Origin of the sequence: Azospirillum sp. (assembly GCF_035627195.1) — a bacterium.
In the GTDB taxonomy this organism is placed as follows: Bacteria; Pseudomonadota; Alphaproteobacteria; order Azospirillales; family Azospirillaceae; genus Azospirillum.
On sequence record NZ_DASPMG010000355.1, the window covers coordinates 1 to 26,502 of the forward strand.

Consider the following 26,502-nt stretch of genomic DNA (forward strand, 5'->3'; position numbering starts at 1 on the left):
ACGACGTGGTGGACCGCGTCATGTGGGCCTACCCCTCGGCCAAGCTGCTGATGAACAGCCCCGGCATCCAGGTGATCCGCTGGGCGCAGAAGCAGTTCCCGGCGCTGCATCCGGGCGGCGTGACCGACAGTGCACCCCTGATGAACCCGCCGGCAATCCCCCAGGCCGCGCAGACGGCCGAGAGGAGCATCCGATGAGCCAGGAATTGAACGGGCCGACGATCCGCGTCGCCGGGGTCACCAAGCGCTATGGCGAGCAGTACGCCGTGCGCAACGTGGACCTGGACATGGCGCCCGGCGAATGCGTGGCGATGGTCGGCCACAACGGGGCCGGCAAAAGCTCGCTGATCAAGCTGATGCTGGGCCTGACGACGCCCACCGAGGGCACCGTGCGCATGCTGGGCGGCGACCCGGCCAGCGCCGCCGCCTCGCACATCCGCCGGCAGGTCGGCTTTTTGCCGGAGAACGTCGCCTTCCACCCCAACATGACGGGGCGCGAGACGCTGGACTTCTACGCGCGCCTCAAGGGTGTGGCGACGCGCGGCAACGACGCGCTGTTCGAGCGGGTCGGGCTGGAGCCGGCGGCGATCAAGCGGCGCGTCGGCACCTATTCCAAGGGCATGCGCCAGCGCCTCGCCCTCGCCCAGGCGCTGCTGGGCGGCCCCAAGGTGCTGTTCCTGGACGAGCCGACGACCGGCCTGGACCCGGCGCTGCGCCAGAGCTTCTACGAGATCATCGGGTCCTTGCGCGACGCCGGCACCACCGTGCTGCTGTGCAGCCACGCGCTGACCGAGCTGGAGGGGCAGGCCGACCGCGTCGTGGTGATGAACCGCGGCCGCAAGGTGGCGGAGGGCACGCTGGCGACGCTGCGCAGCCTCGCTCAGTTGCCGACGCGCATCCGCCTGACCCTGCCGGCCGGCGACATCGACGAGCTGGCGCGCCGCGTCGGCGAAGGTGCCGCACTGACCCGGCTGGCCGGCGGTGTCGTGGAACTGGCCTGCGCCAACGACGACAAGGTGGGTCTGGTGCGCCGCGTGGCGTGCGAGACGCTGCCCGTCACCGACATCGAGATCGTCCAGCCCAGCCTGGACGAGATGTACGCCCACTTCCTGCGCCGGGAGGCTGCGGAATGAACACGCTGCTGATCATCGCCTCCAAGGAGGTGCGGGACGGCCTGCGCAACCGCTGGGTCGTCGCCACGACGCTGCTGATGGCCGCCCTGGCCCTGACGCTGAGCTTCCTGGGCGCGGCACCCACGGGGTCGGTCGGCGTCGGGCCGGTGGAGATCACCATCGTCAGCCTGTCCAGCCTGACCATCTTCCTGCTGCCGCTGATCGCCCTGCTGCTGTCGTTCGACGCGGTGGTGGGGGAGATCGACCGGGGCACCATGACGCTGCTGCTGTCCTATCCGGTGGCGCGCTGGCAGGTGCTGCTGGGCAAGTTCCTGGGGCACGCGGCGATCATCGCCTTCGCCACCGTATTGGGTTACGGCGCGGCCGGCGTGGCGCTGTCCATGGGGGATGCCGAGATCGGGGCGGAGAGCTGGAAGGCGTTCGCCGCCATGATCGGGTCCAGCGTGCTGCTGGGGGCGGCGTTCACGGCGCTGGGCTACCTTGCCTCCACCATCGTGCGCGACCGGGGCACGGCGGCGGGCATCGCGGTGGCGGTGTGGCTGGCCTTCGTCCTGCTGTACGACATGGGCCTCTTGGGCCTGCTGGTGGCCGACGGCGGCAAGAACGTGAACGCCGACGTGGTGAACTGGCTGCTGCTGGCCAACCCGGCCGACACCTACCGCCTGTTCAACCTGACCGGCTTCAAGAACGTCAGCCTGTTCGCCGGCACGGCCGGGCTGGCGGCGCAGGCGCAGTTCTCCGCCCCCGTCCTGCTGGGCGTGCTGGCCGCCTGGGTCGTGGCGCCGCTGGCGCTGGCCGCCGCACTCTTTTCGAGGAAGCAGATCTGATGCGCACCACCCTGAAGGCCACGCTGCTGGCCGCCGCCCTCCTGCTGCCGCTGTCCGCCTGCAAGGAGGAGGTCGCCGTCGCCCCGCCGCCGCCGCAGGCCATCGCCGCCGACGCGGTCGGCCACTACTGCGGCATGAACCTGTCCGACCACGACGGCCCCAAGGGGCAGGTGATCCTGAAGGGCCGGGAGAAGCCGGTGTGGATGTCGTCGGTGCGCGACACGCTGGCCTTCACCATGCTGCCGGAGGAGCCGAAGGATTACCGCGCCGTCTACGTCACCGACCTGACCCGCGCCGCCGACCCGGCCAAGCCGGACCTGGGCGCCTGGGTGGACGCGCGCAAGGCGTGGTACGTGCTGGGCAGCGCCATGAAGGGCGGCATGGGCGAGGCGGAGCCGCTGCCCTTCGCCGAGGAGGCCGCCGCCCGCGCCTTCGCCGCGAAGAACGGCGGCACCGTCAAGCGCTTCGCCGACGTGAAGGAGGACGAGATCCTGCAGCCGCCGCTGGCCGCCGAGGAGGAGCATAACAGTCACCCGGCCGGCCATCCGACCGGTCATGCGGGCGGCCATTCCGGCGACCAGCACGTCGCGCACAAGCCCGGCGGGCACGGCGCCGGCCAACACGGGGTCACGCGATGAACGCCCCCCTGCCCCGCCGCCGCTTCCTGGCGATCAGCGCCGCCGCGGCCGGCATGGCGCTGATGCCCGGCGTGCTGCGCGCCGCCGGGACGGCGCCGCACGTGTGGCGCGGCGCGGCGCTGGGGGCCGACGCGGCGATCCAGCTGCACCACCCGGACCGGGGCGAGGCCGACCGGCTGATCCGCCTGTGCCTGGAGGAGGTGGCGCGGCTGGAGAAGGTGTTCAGCCTGTACCGCGCCGATTCCGCGCTGGCGCGCCTGAACCGCGACGGCGAACTGCGCGACCCGCCCGGCGACCTCGTGCGCCTGCTGGAGGAAGCGGTGGCCTGGGGCCGGCGCAGCGAAGGGGCGTTCGACGTCACCGTGCAGCCGCTCTGGCAGCTCTACGCCGGCCACTTCGCCCGCCCCGGCGCCGATCCGGCCGGGCCGCCCGCGACGGCGGTGGATGCGGCACGGCGGCTGGTCGATTACCGCGCCTTGCAGGTCTCGGCGGAGCGCATTTCCTTCGCCCGGCGCGGCATGGCGGTGACGCTGAACGGCATCGCCCAGGGCTACGTCACCGACCGCGTGGCCGAGCGCCTGCGCGCCGAGGGCATGACCCGCGTGCTGGTCGACCTGGGCGAGATCCGCGCGCTGGACGGCCACCCGGACGGCCGGCCCTGGACGGTCGGTCTGGAGGACCCGCTGCGCGGCGGCCCCGGCGCCACGCTGGCGATCGACAATCGCGCGGTGGCGACGTCGGGCGGCCATGGCACGCGCTTCGATGCGGCCGGGCGCTTCACCCATTTGTTCGACCCGGCCAACGGCCGGTCCGCCACGCGCTGGGCGGCGGTCACCGTGGCCGCACCCGACGCCACCACGGCGGACGCGCTGTCCACCGCGCTGTCCGTCCTTGCGCACGACCGCGCCGCCGGGTTGCTGCGCGGCCTTCCGGATATCGGCGCCCGGCTGACGCGGCCGGACGGCACGATCCTCACCCTCGGTTCCCTGGTTTCCTGATCGGAGTGTTCGTTATGGGCAGTTTCAGCCTGATGCACTGGCTCGTCGTCCTCGCCCTGGTCCTGCTGCTGTTCGGCGCCGGCAAGCTGCCGGCCGTCATGGGCGACCTCGCCAAGGGCATCAAGAGCTTCAAGTCCGGCATGAAGGACAACGACGCGGAGGCGGTCGAACACAAGCCGTCGTAAAGAGGGCGTGCGGGGCAGGGCGATCGCTGGAAAGCCCCTCTCCCCTCGCGGGAGAGGGGTTGGGGAGAGGGGGATAGCCGCCGGCAGGCGGAACATGAGTCTTTTCCGGCCTACCGGCCGTAATCCCCCTCTCCCCAACCCCTCCCCCGCCAAGGGGGAGGGGCTTTCAAGCGATTCCCCTACGCCGCCGCGACCCCCTTCAGGTGCCGCACCAGGACGCTGATCACCCGGTCGGACGCCGTCAGGTGCGGCAGGTGGCCGCCCACCGGCAGCACCTCCAGCGCCGCGGCCGGCCACACCCGCTGCAAATGGCAGACGGCGTCCAGCGGCACCAGCGGGTCGCCCTGCGCGTGCACGATGGCGGCCGGCACGGCGAGGCCGTCGATCCAGCCGCGCAGGTCGGACTGGAACACCGCCACCGCCTGCTGGAAGGCGACGTCGGGGCGCAGCGCCGACAGGCAGTTCGCCACCTCCACCGCCGCGGCGCACCCCGGCGCGCCGCCCACCGCCAGGGCCGCGAACTCGCGCGCCCAGGCGGCGTAGTTGGCCGTCATGGCGCCGACGATGGCCTGCGCCGCCTGCGGCGGCAGGCCGGCCCGGTAGCCGCGCCGGGTCACCAGGCACGGCGACGGCGCCAGCAGCACCATGCGCTCGAACCGCTGCGGCGCCTCCACCGCCGCCAGGGCGCCGGCCATCGCCCCGGCGTCGTGGCCCAGGTAGACGCAGCGCGCGATGCCCAGCGCGTCGAGGATGGCCAGCAGGTCGTCCGCGTGGCCGCCCGGCGTGGCGTGGCGGATGGGGTCGTGGCTGTCCGGCGCGGCCCCGCCGCAGCCGGCCATGTCGAAGGCGACGGTGCGGAAACGGCGGTCGAGCCACGGGCGGATGCGGCGCCAGATGCGCTGGTCGGTGGCGAAGCCATGGCCGAGCACCACCGTCGCCGCCTCGCCGGCCGTCGCGCCGCTGACCGTGACGTTGTGCCGGCGCAGGACCCCCGCACCATCACGGAGCGGCGCGCCCGTGTCCCCTGCCGCCTCGCCCATGACCGCGGTCTCCCCCGCTGTGTTGCGATGGAGGTGCAACATCCCCGCCCCCGGCCCGTTCCAGCGGCGCACGCGGCCAAGCTTTTGAAATTTCGGGGGCTGCCACCCCTCCTTCGGGCGGGCTACGCGGCGCTCTGGCTCCGGCCGGACTCCGCCTTGACGGGGGCCAGCGCCGCCACGGCGTGCGCCTTGCGCTCGTCGAACTGCTTGGCCAGTTCCTGCGCCTTCTCGTCGGGCAGGACGTCGCGGGCCTCCTTGAACAGCTCGTCCTCCTCCTCGTCCAGGTGGTGGCGGACGAGTTCGTCGAGGACCTGCACCTTGGCCTTCCAGGCGGTGCCGTCCACCGGCATCAGGTTCACCTCGCCCAGCAGCGTGTCGATCATGTGGTGCTCGTTCAGCCCCTCGGCCGCTTCCTGGCGGGTGGCGCGGGCGTTGACGATGGCGGCGTAGAAGACCGTCTCCTCCACCTTGTGGTGCGCCCACAACTCGCGCTGGAGCTGCTCGAACAGCATGCGGCGGCCCGCCTTGTCGTCCTCCGGCGCGTCGGCGATGCGGGTCAGCATGGTGCGCAGCGTGTCGTGGTCCTGCTCGATCCGGTCGTAGATGTCCATCGGACCCTTGTCCTTTCTCCCGTTGCTTCGGTCACGCTGGGACTTAAAACCCCGTGCCCGCCATGGGGTTCCCCTTCCGCCCCGCCGGCCGCCGGGGTACCCTGCGCGCCCGTTCCCGCCCGCCCACCGGAGCCCGCCGCCCGTGTCCCCCGCCCTGCTCGCCCCCTTCGGCATCGCCCGCCTGCCGCGCATCGTCTTCGGCGCCGGCACCGTCGCCACGCTGCCGGCCGAGGTGGCGGCGCTGGGCACCCGCGCCCTGCTGGTGACCGGCAGCGCGTCGTTCCGCGCCACGCCCCGGTGGCAGGCGCTGACCGACGGCCTCGCCACGGCCGGCGTGTCCTGGGCCACGGCGAGCGTGGCCGGCGAGCCGACGCCCGAACAGGTGGACGCGGCGGTGGCCGAACACCGGGCCGGCGGATTCGACGTGGTGGTCGGCATCGGCGGCGGCGCCGCGCTGGACTTCGCCAAGGCGGTGGCCGGGCTGCTGGTGCCCGGCAACTCCGTCATGGACCACCTGGAGGGCGTGGGGCCGGAGCTGCCCTACCGCGGCCCGGCGCTGCCCTTCATCGCCGTTCCCACCACCGCCGGCACCGGCAGCGAGGCGACCAAGAACGCGGTGCTCAGCCGATCCGGCGCCGACGGCTTCAAGAAGTCCTTCCGCCACGACGACCTCGTGGCGCGGCTGGCGCTGGTGGACCCGGATCTGCTGGACGGCTGTCCGCCCGCCCTGATCGCCGCCAACGGCATGGACGCCTTCACGCAGCTCCTGGAATCCTACGTCTCCACGCGCGCCAACCCGATGACCGACGCGCTGGCGTGGTCGGGGCTGGAGGCCTTCGCCGCCGGCTTCTTCGCCGCGTGGCAGGGCGGCGCCGACGCGCCGGCCGGGCGCAGCCAGCTGGCCTACGCCGCACTCCTGTCCGGCATTTGCCTGGCGCAGACGGGGCTGGGCTCGGTGCACGGGCTGGCCTCGCCGCTGGGTGCCTTCTTCCCGATCCCGCACGGCGTGGTCTGCGGCACGCTGGTGGCCGACGCCACCGACGTGAACGTCGCCGCCCTGCGCGCCCGCGCCCCCGATTCGCCGGCCCTGCGCAAGTACGCCCGCGTCGGCCGCCTGCTGGGAGGCCTCAGCGGCCACGCCCGCGACGCGGAGGCGCTGGACACGCTGGTCGGCCTGCTGCGCGCGTGGCAGGACCGGCTGGCCCTGCCGCGCCTCTCGACCTTCGGCGTCGGCGCGGGGGACGTGGACCGCATCGTCGCCAACAGCCGCGGGTCCAGCATGAAGACCAACCCGCTGGTGCTTACCGACGCCGAAATCGCCGAGGTGGTGCGGCGCCGGCTGTAAAGGTGGCGGCGCAACCCGCGGGTGAGTCGTTCCTGCAACAGCGATCGGGAAAGTGCAGGATAGCGCATCGACGACGTTGACCGGCTTGACAGTGGAATCAGATAGTTGGCTGCGATCCTTCATTCGCAGACTCAACGTCCCCGATCCAAAGTCCCCGATCCGCCATGCCGACCGCATACTCCTCCGCCGGGCTTCTCGACGACGGTACCCTGCAGGCGATCCAGGTTCTGGCCGCCGCGGTCGAGCGCGAGCGCATCCCGGGCATCGTCGAGTTCCACCAGACCGCCGACGCGCTGTCGCGCGCCTACGCCTCGCGCTCGCCGGAGGATCTGGAGTACGCCGTCACCGCCTTCGATTCGCTGGACCGCGAGCTGCGCACCCGCATCGTCGAGCGGGCGCACACCATCGCCCGCACCGAGCGCGGCCGCCTGCCGATCCCCGCCCCGCCCATCACCGCCCAGCAGCGGGCACCCCGCCCGGCCGCCGCCCGCCGCGCCGGCGGCGGCGCCACCGGCTTCCTCGCCGCACTCAACGGCACGCGCGCCAAGAAGCCCGCCGCCGGAAAGCCTGAGGTGGACGGGCGCAACGCGGTGCGCGACCGCCTTCTCGCCGACCTCGGCCGCAAGACCGGCGCCGACGACATCCCGGTCGAGGAGATCATCCCCCGCTACGACGGCCCGCCGCCCAAGTGGTGGTAACATTCGCGTGCTCCGCCGGTTGATGGGCCATCCCATTCACCGCACGAGGCACGCCATGGCCGACGATCCGAATCGCAAGCCCGCCGCCGACCGGCCCGCCAACCCCGGCGGCGACCAGGACAGCGACCAGAACCGCGACAAGACCCTGACCGAACAGGAAGAAGACAAGGCCGGCGGCGCCAACAAGAAGACGCCGGGGCCGATCTACGACGTCTAGAACCCGAACTGCGTCGGGCTGAGGTTCAGCGCCTCGCAGATCCGGCGGGCCGCCGCCACCTGCGCCGGCGCCAGCTCGTCCCCGTTCGCGGCACGCCGGCAGCAGGCGCGGGCCACCGCCTGCGCCTGCGCGGCGTCGCCCTTCACCGCGCGCACGGTGGTCAGCGCCTCGTCCTCCGCCACCGGGCCGCCCGCGCGCAGGCGCTGCAGCGCTTCGTCGAACGTGGCGGCCGGCGCGCCGTCCAGCCGGGCGCGGATGGCGTCCGCGTCCGCCCCCTCCGCCACCGCCAGCAACGCGCAGCCGGCCGCCACGGCGGCCATTGCCTCCGCCCCGTCCGGCGCCCCGTCGTGCGCCCCGTCCGCCGGTTCCGCCAGCCAGTCCAGCTTCATCCCGCATCCTCCGTTCCGTGTCGCGTTCACCGCCAACAGCCGGGCGAGAGAAAGCGCCGCTGCGCGTGTTGAGCCTTCCGCAAGACCAAGGAGGACGCATGGGAGGGCGCATGATCCGGGGCGTGATCTTCGACGTGGACGGGACGCTGGTCGATTCGGTGGACCTGCACGCGGCGGCGTGGCAGGAGACCTTCGCCCACTTCGGCCATCCGGCGGATTTCGACGCGGTGCGCGGCCAGATCGGCAAGGGCGGCGACCAGATCATGCCGGTCTTCGTGCCCGCCGACGTGCTGGAGCAAAAGGAGGCGGAGATCGACGCCTTCCGCCACGACCTGTTCAAGCGCAAGTACATGAAGCAGGTGCGCGGCTTCCACCGCGTGCGCGCGCTGTTCCAGCAGCTGCGCGCCGACGGCAAGCGCGTGGCACTCGCCTCCTCCGCCAAGGGCGACGAGCTGGCGCATTACAAGCGCGCCGCCGACATCGACGACCTCGTCGACACGGAAACCTCGTCCGACGACGCCGAACGCTCCAAGCCGCACCCGGACATCTTCGAGGCGGCGCTGGCGCGCCTGGACCTGCCGAAGGACCAGGTCGTCGTCGTCGGCGATTCGCCGTGGGACGCCAAGGCGGCGGCCAACGCCGGCCTGCGCAGCATCGGGTTGCTGTGCGGCGGATTTGCCGCAGCCGAGCTGCGCGACGCCGGCTGCGCGGAACTGTACGCTGGGCCGGAAGACCTGCTGCGCCATCTCGACCGCAGCCTGATCGGCCGCGGCTGACGCCCCCACCATCATAAGGAGCCCCATATGCAAGGCCGCCGTATCCCCTCCGTCGTCTTCAAGACCCGCGTGCGCGATGAAAGCGTGGGCGGGCCGAACCCGTTCCGCTGGCAGGACGTGCGCAGCGACGAGCTGTTCGCCGGCAAGCGCGCCGTCGTCTTCTCGCTTCCCGGCGCCTTCACGCCGACCTGCTCCAACGAGCAGTGCCCGGCCTTCGAGCGCCTGTACGAGGAGATCCGCGCTCTGGGCGTGGACGAGGTCTATTGCCTGTCCGTCAACGACGCCTTCGTCATGTTCCAGTGGGGCAAGAGCCTGAACCTGTCCAAGGTCAAGCTGATCCCCGACGGCAACGGCGACTTCACCCGCCGCATGGGCATGCTGATCGACAAGCGCCACGTCGGCTTCGGCCTGCGCAGCTGGCGCTACGCCATGGTGGTGAACGACGGCCTCATCGAGAAGTGGTTCGAGGAGCCGGGCATCAACGACGAGGGGCAGAACGGCGACCCGTACGGCGAATCCGCGCCGGAAAACGTGATCGCCTACCTGAAGCAGCGCTAAGGCACGCCCCGGCGGGTCCTCCTGTTGTTCCCCATGACGGAACAGCGGGAGGACCACCGTGGACGCCGAGGCGATCGTCGAGAACCGCATCTACCAGATCATCGCCAGCTTCATCGCCAGCCTGCCGCAATACGGCATGGCGCTGGTCGTTCTGGCGGTCACCTGGGCGCTGGCCCGCGTCGCCGCGCGCCTGTTCCGCCGCGGCCTGGGCCGCACGCGCATGCGCCGCTCGCTGGCCGACGTGCTGGAAAAGCTGGCCTCCACCGTCATCTGGCTGGGCGGGCTGCTGATCGCGGCGGTGATCGCCTTTCCCGGCATCAGCCCGGGGCAGGTGGTGACGGCGCTGGGCCTGGGCTCCATCGCCATCGGCTTCGCCTTCAAGGACATCCTGGAGAACTTCATCGCCGGCGTCCTGATCCTGTACCGCGAGCCGTTCCGCCTGGGCGACTTCATCGACTGCAACGGCATCGAGGGGCGGGTGGAGGAGATCACCATCCGCGACACCCACATCCGCCAGACCGACGGCGTGCGCGTGGTGGTGCCCAACGCCATGCTGTACCGCGAGCCGGTCAACGTGCTGACCGACCTGGACCACCGCCGCACCACCATCACCTGCGGCATCGCCTATGGCGAGGACGTGGACGCGGCCCGCGCCGTGATCCGCACGGCGGTGGAGGCGCTGCCCAGCGTGCGCCGCGACCGCGAGGTGCAGATCTTCGCCAAGGCCTTCGGCGACAGCAGCGTGGACTTCGAGGTGACGTGGTGGACCGGCTCCAAGCCCGTGGACATCCGCCGCTCCCGCGACGAGGTGGTGGCGGCGGTCAAGCGCGCCCTGGACGAGGCCGGCATCGAGATCCCCTTCCCCTACCGCACCCTCACCTTCAGGGAGCCGGTGGCGCTGTGCCGCGCCGAGCCCCGCCCCCGCGCCCACCGCCCGCCCGAGGCGGCGGAGTGAACCGCGCACCGCCCCGCGCGCCTGACCGTACAAGGCCGGCAAAAGAACGTGCACCGTCGGGGAACGCGGCGAACCCGAGGCCGGACTCGCGTGTTCATTATGCGAGTGGTTCGCAGACAAGACCGGCGCCCCTGCCGGCATGTGGAAAGAGAGATCGCCGTGCGTTTGCTCGTTGTCGAGGACGACCCGATGATCGGGTCGGCCATGCGCGCCGTCCTGGAACAGGCCGGGCACGCGGTGCTGGGCCCCGTCCGGCACGCCGCCAAGGCCGCGCGGATCGCCGAGCGCGACCGCCCCAACCTGGCCCTGGTCGATCTGGCCCTGCCCGGCGGGGAGAACGGCCTGGGCCTCGCCCGCCGCCTGGACGAGTTCGCGGTGCCCTGCCTCCTGGTCACCGGCTACGACGTCGTGCCCGAGGATGCCGGCCGCGCCACCATCGGCATCCTGCGCAAGCCCTTCGCGCCCGATGTGCTGCTGGCCTCCATCGGCGCCATCGGCGAGGCGCTGGCCGGCATCACGACGGCGCCGCCGCCTCAGCAGCTCCGCCTGTTCAGCGCCCGGCTGGCGCGCTTCGCGCAGCTCTGGCACGCGCCGACCTGACGCGCCGACCTGACCGGGGGACCCCTGCCATGAACCGTTACCTTGCCGGCGCGCTGGCCGGCGCCATCGCCACGGTGCCGATGACCTGGGCGATGAACCGCATGCACCGCCGCCTGCCCCGGGCGGAGCGCTACCCCCTGCCGCCGCGTCTCATCACCGAACGCGTGTCCGCCGCCGCGGGCGTCGCCGACGACCTGAGCGAACGCCAGCACAAGGGGCTGGCCCTGTCCGCCCACTACGCCTACGGCGCCGCCGTGGGCGCCGGCTGCGCGCCGGTCATCCGCGCCACCGGCGCCCCGCCGGTGCTGGCCGGCGTCGGCTACGGCCTCGCCGTGTGGGGGGCCAGCTACCTGGGCTGGATCCCGGCGCTGCGCATCCTGCGCCCGGCGACCGAGCACCCGGCGCGGCGCGTGGCGATGATGCTGGCCGCGCACGTGGTGTGGGGCGGCGCCACCGGCTACCTCACCGCCCGCCTGTCCCGCTGGAACACCCCCGCCTCCCCCGCCCGCGCCGCCTGGACCGACGAGGCCAGCGCGCGGGCGGCGCGGCGGATGGAGGAGCCGGCGGGGGTATGATATGCAGGCTGACGTTGGGTTTTCGCTGCGCTCAACCCAACCTACCGGTCCGTCGCAGGTTGGGTTGAGTTCCCACCGGCGAGCGCATCGACCCGCAGCGGGATGAAACGAGGACAAAGCCCCTCTCCCCTCGCGGGAGAGGGGTTGGGGAGAGGGGGAGAGGGGGGATTACCGGCGACAGCCGGGACATGAGTCATTTCCGCCCTACCGGGCTCTCAGCGGATGCCAAAGGCATCCGCCTGACGCCGGCAGCGCTGGCCTTCGGCCAGCGTGAGAGGCGTAACCACCCTCTCCCCAACCCCTCCCCCGTCAAGGGGGGAGGGGCTATGAGGAGCACCTGCTCCTTGTTTCTTCTGAGCGCAGCGAAAATCCAACGTTCCCTTCACATCGCCGCCAACTCCCCCAGAACCTCCCGCACCGCCGCGCGGAAGGCCGCGGCGTCGCGGTCCCCCGCGCTCAGCACCAGCCGCCCGTCCGGGCGGCGCTTCACGTCCGGGCGCGCCGCGGCGAGGCGTTCCGCCACCGCACCGTCGCGCAGGCCCAGCACCGCGCCGGCCGGGCCGACGTCCAGCTGCTCCACCCCGGCGCGGCGGCACAGCGCCTTCAGCCCGGCCACCTCCAGCAGCACCGCCACCTCCGCCGGCAACGGGCCGAAGCGTTCCTCCAGGTCGCCGGCGAAGCCTTCCACCGCGTCGGCATCGTCCAGCGTCGCCAGCCGCCGGTACAGCGCCAGCCGCGCCCCCGGCTCGGGCACGTACGCCTCCGGAATCCGCACCGCCACGTCGAGGCCGAGGCGCGGCGCCCACACGTCTTCCATCTCCCGCCCCTCGCGGGCCGCCGCCACGGCGCGGTTCAGCAGCTCCTGGAACAGCTCGGCCCCCACCGCCTCCAGGTGGCCGGACTGCGCCTCGCCCAGCAGGTCGCCGGCCCCGCGGATGTCCATGTCGCGCGCCGCCAGTTCGAACCCCGCCCCCGGACGGTCCAGCGTCGCCAGCACGTGCAGCCGCTCGCGCGCCGGACCGGTCGGCGGGCGGGCGGGGTCCCAGGTGAACCACGCGTGCCCGCGCACCGCACCGCGCCCGACCCGGCCGCGCAGCTGGTGCAGCTGCGCCAGCCCGAACAGGTCGGCGCGGTGGACGACCAGCGTGTTGGCGCGCGGGATGTTCAGCCCCGACTCGATGATGTTGGTGGCCAGCAGCACGTCCCCCTCGCCCTCGGCGAAGCCGGTCATCGCCTCGTCCAGTTCGGCCACCGGCAGCTTGCCGTGCGCCGTGACGATGCGCAGCCCCGGCGCCAGCCCCTCCAGCCGGTCGCGCAGCCCCTCCAGGTCCTCCACGCGCGGGGTGACGCAGAAGCTCTGCCCGCCGCGCGCCCGCTCGCGCAGCAGGGCGTCGCGCACCGCATCGTCGTCCCACGCGTCGGCCACCGTGCGCACGGGGCGCCGCGTACCGGGGGCGGTGGCGATGATGCTGACGTCGCGCAGGCCCGCCACGGCCAGCTGCAGCGTGCGCGGAATCGGCGTCGCCGTCATGGTCAGCACGTGCGTGCCGGCCCCCAGCTGCCGCAGCCGTTCCTTCTGCCGCACGCCCAGCCGGTGCTCCTCGTCCACCACCAGCAGGCCCAGGTCGGCGAAGCGCACGGACGGCGCCAGCAGCGCGTGCGTGCCCACCACCACGCGCACCGCCCCCGACGCCAGCCCGTCGCGCACCCGCCGCGCCTCCGCCACACCCACGGCGCGGGACAATTGCTCGACCTCCACGGGGAAGCCGGCGAAGCGCTCGCAGAACTCCTCGAAATGCTGGCGGGCCAGCGGCGTGGTCGGCACCACCACCGCCGCCTGCCGCCCGGCGTTCGCCACGGCGAAGGCGGCGCGCAGCGCCACCTCCGTCTTGCCGAAGCCGACGTCGCCGCACACCAGCCGGTCCATCGGCCGTCCGGACGCGAGGTCGCCCAGCACCGCCGCGATGGCCTTCGCCTGATCCGGCGTCTCCTCGAACGGGAAGCCGCCGGTGAAGCGCCGCCACGCGCCGCGCGGCGGGCGGATCGGCTCCACCCGCGCCGTGCGCCGCTCGGCCTCCGTGCGCACCAACGCCTCGGCGCCGACGCGCACGGCGTCGCGCACCGCGTCGCGGCGGCGCAGCCACGCGCCCGATCCCACGGTAGCGCCCAGATCGTCCAGGCGCACCGTCTCCGGGCTGCCGCGGAAGGGCCAGACGAGGTCCAGGTTCTCCACCGGCACCAGCAGCGAATCCCCATCACGGTAGACGAGGCGCAGGCAGTCGTGCGGCACGCCCGTGCCCTCCACCGTCTCCAGCCCCTCGCACAGGCCGATGCCGTGGTCGAGGTGCACGGCGAGGCTGCCGATCGCCAGATCGGTGTCGGCGATGCCGGCGGTCTCAAAGTCCGCCTCCTCCCGCTCCGCCCGGCGTTCGGCGTCGGCGCGCGCCTCGGCGTCGAGGTCGGCGTGCGCCACCACCGCCATGCCCTCGGCGACAAAGCCGGCCTCCAGCTCCAGCGGCGCGACCACCACCGCGCCAGCCGTCACGCCGATGGCTTCGTCCCACGAGGCAACCGGCGCGAACCGGTCGAAGCCGGCGCGGCGCAGGCGCCGCTGCACGGCGCGCCGCTCCTCCGCCCGGCCGCCGGCCAGCAGGATGCGATGCCCCTCGCCCGCCAGCGCGCGCAGCCGTTCCAGCACGGCGGCCGGCGTGTCGCCCAGCGGACGCCCGCCGGCATCGGCCGCGACCTCTCCCTCCGGCGGCGGCTCCGGCCGCAGCACCGCGACGCGCCGGCCGGACAACGCCTCCTCCCACGCCGCGCCGTCCAGGAAGGCCAGGCGCGGCGGCACCGGGCGGTACGGCGCCAGCCGCGCCCGCGTGCCCGCCGCCAGCGCGCCCGCGCGCGCCTCGTAGACGTGGGCGATCTGGGCCAGCCGGGCGTCGCGCGCGGCCTCCACGTCGTCGTCCAGGGTCACCGCCGCGTCGGGCAGCAGGTCGAAGATCGTCTCGGTCCCGGCCAGGAACAGCGGCAGCCAGTGCTCCACCCCCGCCGGCCGCCGCCCCGCCGCGATGGCCGCCGGCAGCGGATCCTCCGCCGCCGCCTCGTGCCCGAACAGCTCGGCGTAACTGGCGCGGAAGCGCGCCGCCGCCTCGGCGTCGAGCGCCACTTCGGAGGCGGGCGGCAGCACCGCCTCCGCCAACTCCTCCCCCTCCGCCTCCGGGTCCTGCGGGTCGAAGGCGCGGACGGCGGCGACGCGCGCGCCCGACAGCTCCAGCCGCAGCCCCGGACCGCCGCACGGCGGCAGCACGTCGACGCGGTCGGGATCGCCGGCGAACTCGCCCGCCTCGCGCGGGTGCGCCGTGGGCACGTAGCCATGCCGGCGCAGGTGATCGGCCAGCGTCGCGGCGTCCATCGCGTCGCCCGGCGCCAGCCGCAGCACCGCCGCCGCCAGCGCGTCGCGCGTCGGCATCCGCAGCAGCGCCGCCCGCGCCGTGGTCAGCAGCACGCGCGGCCGCGTGGCCGGCGCCCTCAACCGCGCCACGGCCAGCGCCCGCGCCGCCATCACCGCAGCACCCGGCGACACCCGGTCGTAGGGCAGCGCGTCCCACGCCGGCAGGACCAGCGCCTCGACCTCCGGCGCGAAGAACGCCAGCGCCGCGCGCAGCCGCATCACCCGCCGCGCGTCGGCCGCCACGTGCAGCACGCCGGCAGCGCCCGCAGCCCCGGCCAGCGCGGCAAGCGCGCGGGCGTCCTGCCCCTCCGGCGCGCCGAACACGTCGACGGCCACCCCCGCCGGCCCGGCGAGCAGCGCCGCCAGCCCGCCCGGCACATCACGCGGCACATCACGCGGCATGGGCACGGATCAACACATCGGGTCGCAGGAGCGGCATGCGGATCTCCCGGCAAGGTGGCCGGGGTCCAACACCCCCCCACCCGCTTCGTTCCCCGTGCCACCCCTGCGGACGGTCAGGCGCCCATCCGGTAGAGGCCGACCCAGATCACCAGCAGCATCAGCGCTCCCCCGATCGACACCGCCCCGGCGAACGCCGCGCGCGGCAGCACGCGTTCGTTCAGCGCCGCCCACGCCACCGCCACGGAAACGGGGAGGTACAGCAGGACCGCCGTCATCAGGCCCGGCGAGTACCGGTCGTAGAGCACCGTGGTCACCAGATGGAAGACGAAGTTCCAGAACAGGTTCCCGCTGGACCACGACAGCAGCGCGAAGGCCGACACCGGCGATGGCCGCCACGCCGCCCACGCCGTCAGGCTGAGCAGGATCAGCATGAAGACGGCGTTGTTCAGCAGGAACGCCCCGCCCGTCATGGCCCCGCCCAGCGTCTGCTCGACCCAGACCGGGAAGCCGGTCCCGTATTCCTCCACGATGTGCGGCGCGAAGGCCGCCGGCATCAGCCAGACCAGCCGGCGGAAGCGCGGGACCGGTTGCGCCGGGGTCTTCGCTGCGTCGATGGCGGACATGCTCGCGTCTCCACTGCTGCCGTGACCGCAACTTTCGAACACGGCCACGTTCTTACAATTTCTTCGTACACATAACCAGACGCCGTCCACCTCTTTTTGGGGCCATGCCAACGTTTTCGCCCAGGGCCAATCGGTTGAGCGGTACCTTTTCCCGCCCATCCGCCGATCGGCCAGCAATTGGGGGCCACAGATGGACACAGATGAACACAGATTTCCTCAGATGCTCGTGCAGAGCCCGCTGATGGGTGCCTGATCAGCCTTCATCTGTGTCCATCTGTGTTCATCTGTGGCAAAAAAATTCCCCTCCCCCCAACCCCTCTCCCGCCGCGGGGGGAGGGGCTTTCAAGCGATTGCCCCCGGCCTCCACGCCGTTGACAATATTCCTAACGAGCGGCCATACTGGAGGCTCCCAACCACACCCGGAGCGCGCGTGATGACCGAAAATGAACAGCGTGCCCGAATGAAACACATCCCGAAATCCGTTGCATGATGTTGCATCCGGTTGCATTCGCCCCTGGGAGGAGCCGTCCATGCCGACCCTGAACCGCCAGATCCGCCTGCGCGCCCGCCCCGACGGCATCCCGCAGGCCGAGCATTTCGAGATGGCCGAGGCGCCGCTGGAGCCGCTCACCGCCGGGCAGTTCCGCGTGCGCAACGACTACCTGTCGGTGGACCCGGCGATGCGCGGCTGGGTCTCGGCGGTCGGCAACTACTCCACCCCCGTCGGCCTGGGCGAGGTCATGCGCTCCTTCGCGGCGGGCGAGGTGGTGGAGAGCCGGCACCCCGACTACCCCGTGGGGGAGCGGGTGATGGGACTGTTCGGCTGGCAGCGCTACGCCGTCTCCGACGGCCGCAGCGTCATCCGCAAGGTGCGCGAACACGACCTGCCGCTGTCGGCCTCGCTGGGCATCCTCGGCCTCAACGGCATCACCGCCTACCTGGGCCTGACCGAGATCGGCCAGCCGAAGGCGGGCGAGACGGTGGTCGTCTCCACCGCCGCCGGGTCGGTGGGCGCCGCGGTCGGGCAGATCGCCAAGCTGCTGGGCTGCCGCACCGTCGGCATCACGGGCGGGCCGGAGAAGGTGGACCTCTGCCGCGCCGAGTTCGGCTACGACGCCGCGCTGGACTACAAGGCGGAATCCGACCTGTCGGCGGCGGTCGCGGCGGCCTGCCCGGACGGGGTGCACGTCTACTTCGACAACACCGCCGGGGCGGTCAGCGACGCCGTCCACCCGCACCTCGCCATCGGGGCCCGCGTGGTGGTCTGCGGCACCGCGTCCATCGCCAGCTGGGACCCGCCGCCGGTGGGGCCGCGCGTGGAGCGGCACATCCTGGTCAAGCGCGCCCGCATGCAGGGCTTCCTGTTCTTCGACCACGCCGCGAAGTTCGACGCCGCCGTGGCCCGACTGGCCGACTGGCTGCGGGCCGGCAAACTGCGCCACCGCGAGGACATCCTGGACGGCATCGAGCAGGCCCCCGGCGCCATCGCCGGCCTCTACCGCGGCGAGAACCTGGGCAAGCGCCTGATCCGCCTCACGGATGCATGACGGCCGGCGCCACGCCGGCCGACGCCTCGGCCAGCAGGGCCAGCAGGTCGCGCACCGCCAGCGGCTTGTGCAGGATGCGGTAGCCGCTGGCCTCGGCGTCGGCGATGCGCTCCGGCGCCGTGTCGCCGGTCAGCACGACGCACAGCAACGGCCGGTCCACCCACGCCTCCACCGCGCGCAGGGCGTCCAGGCCGGTCGCCCCGCCCTCCAGCCGGTAGTCGGCGATGACCAGCGTCGGCGCCAGCTTGGGTGCGCCGGGGGGGCCGGCCGCCAGCCGGTCGATGGCGTCCCGCGCGCTCTCCGCCGCGACGACCCGCCAGCCCGACTGCTCGATCAGCAAGGCCAGCCCCTGGCGGACCAGCGGGTCGTCGTCGATGACCACGGCAATGCCCGGCCCCACGGCGTGCGCCGCCGGCACCGGCGGCGGCGGCGGCGGCACCTCGGGCGCGGCACCCGCGCCCAGCGGCACCTCCACCATGAAGCACGACCCCCGGCCGGGCCGCGAGGTGACGCGCACCCGGCAGCCCAGCAGCCGCGCCAGGCGGTCGACGATGGCCAGCCCCAGACCCAGCCCTTTGCCGCGGTCGCGGGCCGGGTTGGACACCTGGTAGAACTCCAGGAAGATGCGCTCCAGATGCTCGGCCGGGATGCCGACGCCGGTGTCGTGCACCTGGATCAGGATGCGGTCGCCGTGGCGCCGGCAGCCCAGCAGGATCTCCCCCCGGTCGGTGTAGCGCAGCGCGTTCTCCAGCAGGTTGCGCAGGACCCGCTCCAGCAGCGCCGGGTCGGTGCGCAGCGTCAGCGAGGACGGCACCGCGCGGAACCGCAGCCCCTTCTCCTCGGCGCGCAGCCGGTATTCCGCCGCCAGCCCCTGCAGGACGGCGGACGCCGGCACCGGCCGCAGGTTGGCCGGCACCGTGCCGGCGTCCAGCTTGGAGACGTCGAGCAGCGCCTCCAGCAGCCGGCACAGCGCGTCGACGGAGGCCTGCAGACTGTCCAGCAGCGCCGCCGCCGGGTGCCCCTCCAGCCGGGCCGCCAGCGAGGCGGTGAGCAGCACCAGCGACTGCACCGGCTGGCGCAGGTCGTGGCTGGCCGCCGCCAGGAAGCGGGTCTTGGCCTCGTTGGCGCGCTCCGCCGTGATCAGCGCCATCACCGCCTCCTGGCGGGAGCGTTCGGCCTCGTTCTTGGCCGCCTCCGCCTCGGCGCGGGCCTGCTCGGCGTGGCGGGTCAGCGTGCGCTGGATGGCGATCTCCTCCTCGGCCTGGCTTTCGCGCTCCTCCTGCATGGCGGCGATGCGGTCGAGCATGGCGTTGAAGGCGCGGGCGAGGCTGCCGACCTCGTCCTCGCCGCGGACCTGGGCGCGCTGGCCGGTGAAGCCCTCGCGCACAATGGCGCCGGCCAGCCGCTCCAGGTCGCGCAGCGAACGGGTCAGATGGTGGCCGGCGACGCGGCTGCCCAGCAGGATGGCCGCCAGCGCGGCCAGGGCCATCAGGGCGTAGGCCGGCAGCGCGTAGGCCGGCAGGCCGATGGCGAGCGGGGCGGCGGGCGCCGCCGGCGCCTCCAGGTGCAGGACGAGGCCGAGGTGGGCCAGCCGCTCCGGCGCGCGCAGCGGCACCTGCACGGCGATCCGCCCCTCGCCCGCCGGGGGCGGCGGGGGCGAGCCGGCGTGCAGCAGCCGCGCCTCCGGGTGCAGGACCAGCGCGTCGAACGGCAGCTTGTAGAGCAGCGCCCCCTCCGGCGAGGCGGTGCGCGAGTAGATCAGCATCTCGGCCGCCAGGATGTGGGGCTTTCCGCCCTCCTCCACCGCCGTGGCGGTGGAATGCCCGGCCGCCATCGCCTGGGCGAGCCACGCCATGTCGCGCCCCGACATGGTGGGGCGCCCGTTGTTGGCGATCGGCACGCCTTCGAAGTCGGTGAAGACCAGCGACACCGGCACGCCGGCCACGTGGTCGAAGCTGCGCAGGAAAGGGAACAGGTAGGTTTCCTTGCCGGCGCTGTCGACCAGGGCGGTGGCCAGCACGCTGTTCTCCGACAGCTCCCCCAGCGTCCCGGCCAGCGCGGCCAGCAGCCCCTCCGTCTGGCGGGCGACCAGGGCGGCGCTGGCCTGCACGTTGCCCCGGTGCTGGTCGATCAGGCGCATGCTGGACAGGGTGTGCAGCGCCGCCCCCACCAGCACCGCCAGCACCACCGACAGCGTCGCCGCGGCCAGCGCGAACCGGCGCGCCAGCGGACCCGCGGCCAGCCTGTGGCGCAAGGCGGTCACTCGACCGGCACCAGCACGCCGCGCCGGTCGAAGCGGGCCATCAGCAGTTCGTCGGGGCCGAGGGCCTCGTGCCGGGCGGGGGTGAACGGGCGCTCGAACGTCTTCACCAGCCCCTTGTGGTTCTCCACCCTCTCCAGCGCGTCGCGGACCGAGGCGCGGTCGGTGGTGCCGGCCATGTCGATGGCGCGCGCCAGGATGTGCGTGAGGTCGTAGGCATGTACGAAACCGACGGGGGAGCGGATGTCCTCGATCCGGGCGATGCCGAACAGGCGCTTCGTGGTCTCCAGCACGCTGGCGACCCTGGCGGGGTCGGCCCGGAACAGGCTGACGGTCTGGATCACCGTGAAGTCCACCTCGTGCAGCGCCGGCCCGGCCTGCCCGACGAAGTCGCCGCCGGTGACGCCCCAGTGGCTGATGATCGGCCGCCGCCGCTCCTTGGGCAGGGCCGCCACCTCCTTCACCAGGATGGCGGCCTCGTCGTCGTTGGCGACCAGGATGACCGCCTCCGCCCCGGCGCGCTCCAGCGCCTCGTACTTGTCGATCAGCGACTGGTCGCGCCAGTTGTACCACGCGGTCGCCACCGACGGCGGCCCGCCGCCGGCCGCGAAGTGCCGCTCGGCCGAGGCGAGGTTGCTGCGCCCCCAGGCGGTGTTGGTCAGCAGCAGCCCGACCTTCCTCGCCCCCGCCTTTTCGGCGTGCTTCAGCATGAACGGCATCGCCAGGCTGTCGCGCAGGCTGAGGCGGAAGGCGTAGTTCGGCTCCATGCCGTTGTCGATGATGGCGTCGGCCGACGACCAGGGGGCGAGGAACAGCGTCTTCGTCTCCTTCAGCGTCGGCAACTCCTCGATCACCACCGGGCTGAAGCGCCCGCCGAACACGGCCACGAGGTCGGGCATCGCCGCGAATTCACGGATGTTCTTGATGCCGCGCGCGGGCATGGAGCGGTGCTCCTTAACGACGAGTTCCAGCCGGCGCCCGCCGAGCACGCCGCCGGCCCGGTTGATCTCGTCGATGGCGGTGCGGATGCCCTGCTCGATGGCCTCCGCCGAGGTGCTGTTGGTCAGCCCGAACTCCCCGTCCAGGCCGACGCGCACCGGCGCACCGTCCGCGACGGCCATCCGCGGCAAGAATATAAGCATACATAGAACAAGGATTGCCCGCACACCAAATACCGACATTTTTCCGCCAAGCAAAGGGGGCGATTCATTTGGGAACTTGCGGACTATGGAACCGCCGGGAAGCGCGGTCAACCTGAGGATTTCTCCGTGTATTTAACGCATCGGTCTATGCGGCGCGGCCTAGGCTTTTCGACAGGCCGGCCGAGGCACGCATGCCTTGGCCGCGCAGGTGCCCTGCGCCGGGAGCGTGGGCAGGGCGGTTGACACATCCTCATCTTCACAGGAAACTCTCAGGAAACCTGATTGTTTGCCAACGCAGCGATACCCGATGACGGACTTCGCCCAGGCCCTTCGAAGCCACCGGCTGACCGCCGGCCTGACGTTGCGGGAGGCCGCGGCGCTGGGCGGGGTGACGAAGGGCTACCTGTCGAAGATCGAGGGCGGCACGGCCACGCCGTCCATCGCGGTGCTCAGCCGGCTGGCCGGCGTCTACGGCGTGTCGCTGTCCGACGTCTTCACGGACGGGGCGGCGGCCTCGCACTTCGCCCTGGTCCGGGCGGGGGAGCGGCGGCCGGTCAACCGCGACGGGACGGAGCTGGGCTACGTCTTCGAATCCATCTCGTTCCGCAAGAAAGACCGGCGCGGCGAGGTCTTCGTGCTGTCGCTGCCGGCCCTGCCGCCGGACGCGCCGCGCCAGCTGTACCGCCACCGGGGGGAGGAGATCTTCTACGTGCTGGAGGGCGTGGTGCGGTTCACCTACGGCCCGGCCGAGCACATCCTGCATCCGGGCGACTGCGTGCAGTTCGACCCGTCCGTCGACCACCGCGGCGAAGCCTATGGGCCCGATCCGGCCCGCGCCTTCGTCGTCATCCTGCCGGCCACCGATTCACCAGACAAGTGCGGCTTCCAGCCGCCGGCAAACAAGAGCGGCTTCCAGCCGCCGGAATGACAACGCCCGCGTGACGATCCCCGCACGACGGGCCTGTGTTCAGGGAGGAAACCGTCATGTCCACCGCCGACCCCGTCAACCCCGTCAACCGCCGCGCCGTCCTCACGTCCCTCGCCGCCGGCGCGTCCGGCCTTGCCGTCAGCGCCGCGCTCGCCGCCCCGGCGCTGGCGCAGCAGACCGTCACCTGGCGCATGCAGGCGCTGTGGGACGGCGGCACCACGCCGCAGAAGTTCGAGGAGCGCTTCGTGAAGCGCGTCGCCGAGCTGACGGGCGGCCGCTTCAGGATCGACCTGTTCGCCGCCGGACAGATCGTGCCCGCCGCCCAGGCGTTCGACGCCGTGCGCGGCGGGGCGTTCGAGATGATGAAGACCTTCGACGGCTACGAGGCCGGCAAGATCCCGTCCTTCGCGTTCACCAGCACCATCCCCTTCGGCTTCCCGGAAAGCGACCAGTACGAGGCGTGGTTCTACGAGATGGGCGGCCTCGACATGGCGCGGGAGGCGTACGCGCCGGCCGGGCTGTTCTACGTGGCGCCCACCGTGTACGGGCAGGAGCCCATCCATTCCAAGTTCCCGATCCGCAGGATCGCCGACATGGCCGGCAAGAAGGGCCGCTTCGTCGGCCTCGCCTCCAGCGTCATGGCGGCGTTCGGCGTGTCGGTCACGCCGCTGCCGACGGGCGAGGTCTATTCGGCGCTCGACAAGGGGCTGATCGATCTGGCCGACCGCGGCGACCTCACCGCCAACTTCGAGGCGGGGCTGGCCGAGGTGGCGAAGTACGTCACCCTGCCCGGCGTCCACCAGCCGACCACCGCCACCAGCTACGTCGCCAACCGCGCGGCCTACGAGAAGCTGCCGGCGGAGTTCACGGCGGCGCTCGCCATCGCCGCGCGCGAGGTGTCGTCGGCGCTGCGCCAGCACATTCTGGTCGCCGACAGCGTCGCCATCGGCAAGTACAAGGCCAAGGGCGTGGAGGTGACCACGCTGGACCCCGCCGACATCGCCGCCAGCCGCCCGAAGGCGGTGGAAGCGTGGCGGGCGGCCACCAAGAGCGACAAGCTGGCGGCCAAGATCCTGGACAGCCAGACGGCGTTCATGAAGCAGCTCGGCCTGCTGGGCTGATCCCGGGAACCCGCAGGCCGGGTCGAGGCCCTGGCCCAGCCGCCGTGACCCGACGGCCGTGGCCCGACCTGCGACACCCTCATTTCCGGTCCCCCCTTTCCGGTAAGGAATCCGCCCGTGCCGACCCCCGTCGCCGCGTTCGTGCGGCTCGTGACCGGCGTCAACCGGTTGCTGTTCTTCGCCGCCGCCGGCCTGATGGCCGTCGTGATCCCGGCCATGCTGTACGAGGTGACCAGCCGCTACGGCTTCGACGCGCCCACCGTGTGGGGCATGGAGCTGGCCACGCTGCTGTTCGGCCCGTACTTCCTGCTGGGCGGGCCGTACCTGCTGCACCAGGGCGGGCACGTCAACCTCGACCTCGTGCACCGCCGCCTGCCGGCGCGCTGGCGGCGCGCGGTGGATCTGCTGAACTTCCCGGTCATCGTGTTCTTCTGCGGCGTGCTGCTGGTCTATTCCTGGCCGCTCGCCGTGCAGTCGTGGGAGTTCGGGGAGACGTCCTTCTCCGCCTGGAACCCGCCGGTGTGGCCGTTCAAGTTCGCCATCCCGCTGGCGGTCCTGCTGATGCTGCTGCAAGCACTGGCGGAGTTCCTGCGCGTGCTGTTCCGCGATCCGGCCCGGCAAGCGGCCGGGGAAGCGGCCAGGGAAGCGGCGCGAGTGGAGGCGGCGCCGTGAGTTCGACCGCCATCCTCGTGTCCATGTTCGGCGGGCTGACGCTGTTCATGCTGACCGGCCTGCCGATCGCCTTCGTCCTGGGCGGGCTGTCGCTGCTGTTCACGGTGACGCTGTGGAGCTCCAGCGCCGTGGTCATCCTCGTCCTGCAGATCTTCGACACCATGCGGTCGGAGGCGCTGCTGGGCATCCCGCTCTACATCCTGATGGCCAGCATCCTGCAGCGCTCCGGCGTCATCGAATCGCTCTACGAGGCGATGGCGCTGTGGTTCTGGCGGGTGCGCGGCGGGCTGGCGGTGGGCACCGTGGTGATCTGCGTCGTCATGGCGGCGATGACCGGCGTCGTCGGCGCCGCCGTCACCGCGATGGGCATCCTGGCGCTGCCGGAGATGCTGCGGCGCGGCTATGACCCACGGCTGGCGACCGGCACGATCTGCGCGTCCGGCACGCTGGGCATCCTGATCCCGCCGTCGGTGCTGACCATCGTCTACGCGGTGACGGCGCAGATCTCCATCGGCCAGATGCTGATCGCCGGCATTCTGCCGGGGTTGCTGCTGGCCGGCCTGTACATCGTCTACATCCTGGTCCTGTCCTGGCTGAAGCCGGAGGTCGCCCCCGCCGCGCCGGGCGGGGAGCGGGTGCCGCTGGCGGCCAAGCTGGCGTCGCTGCGCTCGCTCGTGCTGCCGGCGGCGATCATCGTCCTGATCCTCGGCACCATCTTCTTCGGCGTGGCGACGCCGACGGAGGCGGCGGCGGTGGGCGTGCTGGGCGCCCTGGTGGCGGCGGCGCTGCGCGGCCGGCTGACGGTGGAGGGGCTGGGCAGCGCGGCCGTCGACACGCTGAAGGCGACGGCGATGATCCTGTGGATCACCATCGGCGCCAAGGCCTACGTCGCCATCTTCACCGGGCTGGGCGGGGCCGACACGCTGCTGGGTCTGATCCGCGACCTGGCGGTGGACCGGTACGTCATCCTCGCCGTCATGATGCTGATCCTGATCTTCCTCGGCACCGTGCTGGACGAGATCGGCATCATCCTGCTGACGGTGCCGGTGTTCCTGCCGATCGTCCGCCACCTGGGCTTCGACGAGCTGTGGTTCGGCGTGCTCTACGCCATCACCATCCAGATGGGCTACATCAGCCCGCCCTTCGGCTACACGCTCTTCTACATCAAGGGCACGCTGCCGCCGTCGCTCGGCATGGGCGAGGTCTACCGCGGCATCCTGCCCTTCTTCCTTCTCCAGGCCCTGGGCCTCGTCATCTGCGCGCTGACGCCGGAGCTGATGACGTGGCTGCCCCGCCTGATGCTCGCCAAATAAGACACCCTGGCCAAGTAAGACATTCTGGGAGGACATCATGACGCTGCCCAACCGCAGCTCCCGCCTGTCCGGCTTCCACCACCAGAGCCCGCCCGACCGGCTGGCGGCGGTCGCCGCGTTCGCCGGGCTCGACGCCGCGACGGTCGGGCACCTTGCCGACTTCGGCAACCTCGACCCGCATCTGGCCGACCGCCTGATCGAGAACGTGATCGGCACCATGAACGTGCCGGTCGGCATCGCCACCAACCTGAAGGTGGACGGCCGCGACGTGCTGGTGCCCATGGCGACCGAGGAGTCCTCGGTGGTGGCCGCCGTCTGCAACGCCGCGCGCCAGTGCTACGACGCGGGCGGCATCGTCACCTCCATGTCCGGGCCGCTGATGATCGCCCAGGTGCAGCTGGTGCAGGTGCGCGACCCGCACAGCGCCCGCGTCAAGATCCTGGAGAAGCGGGAGGAGGTGAAGGCGGCCTGCGACGCCTGCGACCCGGTGCTGGTGAGCCTCGGCGGCGGCTTCCGCGACCTGGAGGTGCGGGTGCTGGACACGCTGGGCGGTTCCATGGTGATCACCCACCTGATCGTCGACACCCGCGACGCCATGGGGGCCAACGCCGTGAACAGCATGGCCGAGCGGCTGGCCCCGCATTTCGAGGCGTGGACGGGCGGCAAGGTGTACCTGCGCATCCTCTCCAATCTGGCCGACCGCCGCGTCGCCCGCGCCCGCGCCGTGTGGCCGGTGGAGGCCATCGGCGGGCAGGAGGTGCGCGACGGCATGATCAGCGCCTACCAGTTCGCCGAGGCCGACCCCTACCGCGCCGCCACCCACAACAAGGGCATCATGAACGGCGTCAGCGCCGTGGTGCTGGCGACCGGCAACGACACCCGCGCGGTGGAGGCCGGCGCCCACGCCTACGCCGCGCGCGGCGGGCGCTACACCAGCCTCTCACGGTGGGAAGTGACGGCGGACGGCGACCTGGCCGGCGTGCTGGAACTGCCGATGGCCGTGGGCCTGATCGGCGGCGCCACCAAGCTGCACCCCACCGCCCGCGCCTGCCTCGCCATCCTGGGCGTGGGCACGGCGGAGGAGCTGGCCCGCGTCACCGCCGCCGTCGGGCTGGCGCAGAACTTCTCGGCCCTGAAGGCGCTGGCGACCACCGGCATCCAGAAGGGGCACATGGCGCTGCACGCGCAGAACATCGCCCTGATGGCCGGCGCCGTCGGCGAGGAGGTCGACGCCGTGGCGCGCGCCCTGGTGGCGCGCGGCGAAGTGCGGGTGGACATCGCCGCGGAGGAACTGGGCCGGCTGCGCGGCCGTCGCGGGGAATGAACGGCGGCCGATGAACGGCAAAAAGCCCGCCTTGGGAGGCGGGCTTTTTGGTGTTTGGTTGCGGGGGCAGGATTTGAACCTGCGACCTTCAGGTTATGAGCCTGACGAGCTACCGGGCTGCTCCACCCCGCGGCAAGGCGGTTGCGTGTTGGGGGGAGGTCTGTGAGGAGGGTTT

The 26,502-nt window shown here is 72.5% G+C and carries 26 protein-coding genes, 1 tRNA gene and 1 pseudogene; 20 read left to right on the top strand and 8 right to left on the bottom strand.

Annotation, left to right across the window (positions count from 1 at the left end):
- The 6 genes and pseudogenes from VED21_RS31440 to VED21_RS31465 form a co-directional block, all read left to right on the top strand.
- Positions 1–197, top strand: a pseudogene (locus VED21_RS31440) (nitrous oxide reductase family maturation protein NosD); the annotation flags it as partial.
- A complete protein-coding gene (locus VED21_RS31445; RefSeq protein ID WP_324889573.1) occupies positions 194–1,132 on the top strand; it encodes an ABC transporter ATP-binding protein in 939 nt (312 codons plus the stop codon). The pseudogene VED21_RS31440 and the gene VED21_RS31445, both read left to right, overlap by 4 nt.
- Complete coding sequence (locus VED21_RS31450; RefSeq protein WP_324889576.1) at positions 1,129–1,959, top strand: ABC transporter permease; 831 nt, start codon at positions 1,129–1,131, stop codon at positions 1,957–1,959. The genes VED21_RS31445 and VED21_RS31450 overlap by 4 nt, the downstream gene beginning before the upstream one ends.
- Positions 1,959–2,597 carry a nitrous oxide reductase accessory protein NosL gene (locus VED21_RS31455; RefSeq protein WP_324889578.1) on the top strand — a complete coding sequence of 213 codons (639 nt, stop codon included), beginning with the start codon at positions 1,959–1,961 and terminating at the stop codon, positions 2,595–2,597. The genes VED21_RS31450 and VED21_RS31455 overlap by 1 nt, the downstream gene beginning before the upstream one ends.
- Positions 2,594–3,595, top strand: a complete 1,002-nt coding sequence (locus VED21_RS31460) for an FAD:protein FMN transferase (RefSeq protein WP_324889580.1) — start codon at positions 2,594–2,596, stop codon at positions 3,593–3,595. The genes VED21_RS31455 and VED21_RS31460 overlap by 4 nt, the downstream gene beginning before the upstream one ends.
- Before the next feature lie 14 nt (positions 3,596–3,609).
- Entirely contained in the window at positions 3,610–3,780 is a 171-nt protein-coding gene (locus VED21_RS31465; protein ID WP_324889582.1) for a twin-arginine translocase TatA/TatE family subunit, read from the top strand.
- 179 nt (positions 3,781–3,959) lie between these two features.
- On the opposite strand, the gene VED21_RS31470 is transcribed toward VED21_RS31465, so the two are convergent.
- A complete protein-coding gene (locus VED21_RS31470) occupies positions 3,960–4,820 on the bottom strand; it encodes an alpha/beta fold hydrolase (RefSeq protein ID WP_324889584.1) in 861 nt (286 codons plus the stop codon).
- Positions 4,821–4,942: 122 nt separating this feature from the next.
- Positions 4,943–5,431 carry a hemerythrin domain-containing protein gene (locus VED21_RS31475; protein WP_324889586.1) on the bottom strand — a complete coding sequence of 163 codons (489 nt, stop codon included), beginning with the start codon at positions 5,429–5,431 and terminating at the stop codon, positions 4,943–4,945.
- A gap of 142 nt (positions 5,432–5,573) precedes the next feature.
- Between VED21_RS31475 and VED21_RS31480 the strand changes: the two genes are divergently transcribed.
- The 3 genes from VED21_RS31480 (at position 5,574) to VED21_RS31490 (ending at position 7,691) form a co-directional block, all read left to right on the top strand.
- Positions 5,574–6,776 (top strand): iron-containing alcohol dehydrogenase, encoded by a 1,203-nt coding sequence (locus VED21_RS31480; RefSeq protein WP_324889588.1) that lies wholly within the window; start codon positions 5,574–5,576, stop codon positions 6,774–6,776.
- Between the two features lie 164 nt (positions 6,777–6,940).
- Positions 6,941–7,474: a hypothetical protein gene (locus VED21_RS31485; RefSeq protein ID WP_324889590.1), complete on the top strand. Its 534-nt coding sequence runs from the start codon at positions 6,941–6,943 to the stop codon at positions 7,472–7,474.
- Positions 7,475–7,529: 55 nt separating this feature from the next.
- On the top strand, positions 7,530–7,691 hold the full coding sequence (locus VED21_RS31490) for a hypothetical protein (RefSeq protein ID WP_324889592.1): 162 nt from the start codon (positions 7,530–7,532) through the stop codon (positions 7,689–7,691).
- Here the strand turns inward: VED21_RS31490 and VED21_RS31495 are convergent.
- Positions 7,688–8,080, bottom strand: a complete 393-nt coding sequence (locus VED21_RS31495; RefSeq protein WP_324889593.1) for a hypothetical protein — start codon at positions 8,078–8,080, stop codon at positions 7,688–7,690. The two genes, VED21_RS31490 and VED21_RS31495, sit on opposite strands and share 4 nt — an antisense overlap.
- 110 nt (positions 8,081–8,190) lie before the next feature.
- On the opposite strand from VED21_RS31495, the gene VED21_RS31500 reads away from it, so the two are divergent.
- The 5 genes from VED21_RS31500 to VED21_RS31520 all read left to right on the top strand — a co-directional run bounded on the left by VED21_RS31500 (position 8,191) and on the right by VED21_RS31520 (position 11,544).
- The gene (locus VED21_RS31500) at positions 8,191–8,856 is read left to right on the top strand and encodes an HAD family hydrolase (protein ID WP_324889595.1); all 666 of its coding nucleotides are present in this window, start codon (positions 8,191–8,193) and stop codon (positions 8,854–8,856) included.
- A gap of 27 nt (positions 8,857–8,883) precedes the next feature.
- Entirely contained in the window at positions 8,884–9,414 is a 531-nt protein-coding gene (locus VED21_RS31505) for a peroxiredoxin (RefSeq protein WP_324889597.1), read from the top strand.
- 58 nt (positions 9,415–9,472) lie between these two features.
- Positions 9,473–10,369: a mechanosensitive ion channel family protein gene (locus VED21_RS31510; protein WP_324889599.1), complete on the top strand. Its 897-nt coding sequence runs from the start codon at positions 9,473–9,475 to the stop codon at positions 10,367–10,369.
- Between the two features lie 159 nt (positions 10,370–10,528).
- Positions 10,529–10,969: a response regulator gene (locus tag VED21_RS31515; RefSeq protein WP_324889601.1), complete on the top strand. Its 441-nt coding sequence runs from the start codon at positions 10,529–10,531 to the stop codon at positions 10,967–10,969.
- A 29-nt stretch (positions 10,970–10,998) separates the two neighbouring features.
- Positions 10,999–11,544 (top strand): hypothetical protein, encoded by a 546-nt coding sequence (locus VED21_RS31520; protein ID WP_324889603.1) that lies wholly within the window; start codon positions 10,999–11,001, stop codon positions 11,542–11,544.
- Positions 11,545–11,926: 382 nt separating this feature from the next.
- Here VED21_RS31520 and VED21_RS31525 read toward each other — a convergent pair whose 3' ends face one another.
- Both VED21_RS31525 and VED21_RS31530 read right to left on the bottom strand, forming a co-directional pair.
- Positions 11,927–15,397, bottom strand: a complete 3,471-nt coding sequence (locus tag VED21_RS31525) for a transcription-repair coupling factor (RefSeq protein ID WP_324889604.1) — start codon at positions 15,395–15,397, stop codon at positions 11,927–11,929.
- Positions 15,398–15,510: 113 nt separating this feature from the next.
- Complete coding sequence (locus VED21_RS31530) at positions 15,511–16,020, bottom strand: HXXEE domain-containing protein (RefSeq protein WP_324889606.1); 510 nt, start codon at positions 16,018–16,020, stop codon at positions 15,511–15,513.
- A gap of 530 nt (positions 16,021–16,550) precedes the next feature.
- Here VED21_RS31530 and VED21_RS31535 point away from each other — a divergent pair.
- Positions 16,551–17,567, top strand: a complete 1,017-nt coding sequence (locus tag VED21_RS31535; RefSeq protein WP_324889608.1) for an NADP-dependent oxidoreductase — start codon at positions 16,551–16,553, stop codon at positions 17,565–17,567.
- On the opposite strand, the gene VED21_RS31540 is transcribed toward VED21_RS31535, so the two are convergent.
- Entirely contained in the window at positions 17,554–19,830 is a 2,277-nt protein-coding gene (locus tag VED21_RS31540) for a hybrid sensor histidine kinase/response regulator (protein ID WP_414638353.1), read from the bottom strand. The genes VED21_RS31535 and VED21_RS31540 overlap by 14 nt on opposite strands.
- Positions 19,827–20,948 carry an ABC transporter substrate-binding protein gene (locus VED21_RS31545; RefSeq protein WP_324889612.1) on the bottom strand — a complete coding sequence of 374 codons (1,122 nt, stop codon included), beginning with the start codon at positions 20,946–20,948 and terminating at the stop codon, positions 19,827–19,829. The genes VED21_RS31540 and VED21_RS31545 overlap by 4 nt, the downstream gene beginning before the upstream one ends.
- A 328-nt stretch (positions 20,949–21,276) precedes the next feature.
- Here VED21_RS31545 and VED21_RS31550 point away from each other — a divergent pair, with 328 nt between their 5' ends.
- The 5 genes from VED21_RS31550 (at position 21,277) to VED21_RS31570 (ending at position 26,327) form a co-directional block, all read left to right on the top strand.
- On the top strand, positions 21,277–21,897 hold the full coding sequence (locus VED21_RS31550; protein WP_324889614.1) for an XRE family transcriptional regulator: 621 nt from the start codon (positions 21,277–21,279) through the stop codon (positions 21,895–21,897).
- Between the two features lie 56 nt (positions 21,898–21,953).
- Positions 21,954–23,018 (top strand): TRAP transporter substrate-binding protein DctP, encoded by a 1,065-nt coding sequence (gene dctP, locus VED21_RS31555; RefSeq protein ID WP_324889616.1) that lies wholly within the window; start codon positions 21,954–21,956, stop codon positions 23,016–23,018.
- A gap of 117 nt (positions 23,019–23,135) precedes the next feature.
- Entirely contained in the window at positions 23,136–23,690 is a 555-nt protein-coding gene (locus VED21_RS31560) for a TRAP transporter small permease subunit (RefSeq protein ID WP_324889618.1), read from the top strand.
- Positions 23,687–25,003 (top strand): TRAP transporter large permease subunit, encoded by a 1,317-nt coding sequence (locus VED21_RS31565; RefSeq protein ID WP_324889620.1) that lies wholly within the window; start codon positions 23,687–23,689, stop codon positions 25,001–25,003. Before VED21_RS31560 ends, VED21_RS31565 begins: the two co-directional genes overlap by 4 nt.
- Positions 25,004–25,040: 37 nt before the next feature.
- Positions 25,041–26,327: a hydroxymethylglutaryl-CoA reductase, degradative gene (locus tag VED21_RS31570; RefSeq protein WP_324889622.1), complete on the top strand. Its 1,287-nt coding sequence runs from the start codon at positions 25,041–25,043 to the stop codon at positions 26,325–26,327.
- A gap of 55 nt (positions 26,328–26,382) precedes the next feature.
- On the opposite strand, the gene VED21_RS31575 is transcribed toward VED21_RS31570, so the two are convergent.
- A tRNA-Met gene (locus VED21_RS31575) sits at positions 26,383–26,459 on the bottom strand.
- Positions 26,460–26,502 lie beyond the last annotated feature (43 nt).

Bases quoted from the DNA above. Each gene is read 5' to 3' on its own strand.
- VED21_RS31545 (WP_324889612.1), bottom strand. From the start codon at position 20,948: ATGGCCGTCGCGGACGGTGCGCCGGTGCGCGTCGGCCTGGACGGGGAG.
- VED21_RS31485 (WP_324889590.1), top strand. From the start codon at position 6,941: ATGCCGACCGCATACTCCTCCGCCGGGCTTCTCGACGACGGTACCCTG.
- VED21_RS31525 (WP_324889604.1), bottom strand. From the start codon at position 15,397: ATGCCGCGTGATGTGCCGCGTGATGTGCCGGGCGGGCTGGCGGCGCTG.
- VED21_RS31550 (WP_324889614.1), top strand. From the start codon at position 21,277: ATGACGGACTTCGCCCAGGCCCTTCGAAGCCACCGGCTGACCGCCGGC.
- VED21_RS31455 (WP_324889578.1), top strand. From the start codon at position 1,959: ATGCGCACCACCCTGAAGGCCACGCTGCTGGCCGCCGCCCTCCTGCTG.
- VED21_RS31500 (WP_324889595.1), top strand. From the start codon at position 8,191: ATGATCCGGGGCGTGATCTTCGACGTGGACGGGACGCTGGTCGATTCG.
- VED21_RS31465 (WP_324889582.1), top strand. From the start codon at position 3,610: ATGGGCAGTTTCAGCCTGATGCACTGGCTCGTCGTCCTCGCCCTGGTC.
- dctP (WP_324889616.1), top strand. From the start codon at position 21,954: ATGTCCACCGCCGACCCCGTCAACCCCGTCAACCGCCGCGCCGTCCTC.
- VED21_RS31475 (WP_324889586.1), bottom strand. From the start codon at position 5,431: ATGGACATCTACGACCGGATCGAGCAGGACCACGACACGCTGCGCACC.
- VED21_RS31470 (WP_324889584.1), bottom strand. From the start codon at position 4,820: ATGGGCGAGGCGGCAGGGGACACGGGCGCGCCGCTCCGTGATGGTGCG.
- VED21_RS31535 (WP_324889608.1), top strand. From the start codon at position 16,551: ATGCCGACCCTGAACCGCCAGATCCGCCTGCGCGCCCGCCCCGACGGC.
- VED21_RS31460 (WP_324889580.1), top strand. From the start codon at position 2,594: ATGAACGCCCCCCTGCCCCGCCGCCGCTTCCTGGCGATCAGCGCCGCC.
- VED21_RS31530 (WP_324889606.1), bottom strand. From the start codon at position 16,020: ATGTCCGCCATCGACGCAGCGAAGACCCCGGCGCAACCGGTCCCGCGC.
- VED21_RS31570 (WP_324889622.1), top strand. From the start codon at position 25,041: ATGACGCTGCCCAACCGCAGCTCCCGCCTGTCCGGCTTCCACCACCAG.
- VED21_RS31520 (WP_324889603.1), top strand. From the start codon at position 10,999: ATGAACCGTTACCTTGCCGGCGCGCTGGCCGGCGCCATCGCCACGGTG.
- VED21_RS31445 (WP_324889573.1), top strand. From the start codon at position 194: ATGAGCCAGGAATTGAACGGGCCGACGATCCGCGTCGCCGGGGTCACC.
- VED21_RS31505 (WP_324889597.1), top strand. From the start codon at position 8,884: ATGCAAGGCCGCCGTATCCCCTCCGTCGTCTTCAAGACCCGCGTGCGC.
- VED21_RS31450 (WP_324889576.1), top strand. From the start codon at position 1,129: ATGAACACGCTGCTGATCATCGCCTCCAAGGAGGTGCGGGACGGCCTG.
- VED21_RS31495 (WP_324889593.1), bottom strand. From the start codon at position 8,080: ATGAAGCTGGACTGGCTGGCGGAACCGGCGGACGGGGCGCACGACGGG.
- VED21_RS31490 (WP_324889592.1), top strand. From the start codon at position 7,530: ATGGCCGACGATCCGAATCGCAAGCCCGCCGCCGACCGGCCCGCCAAC.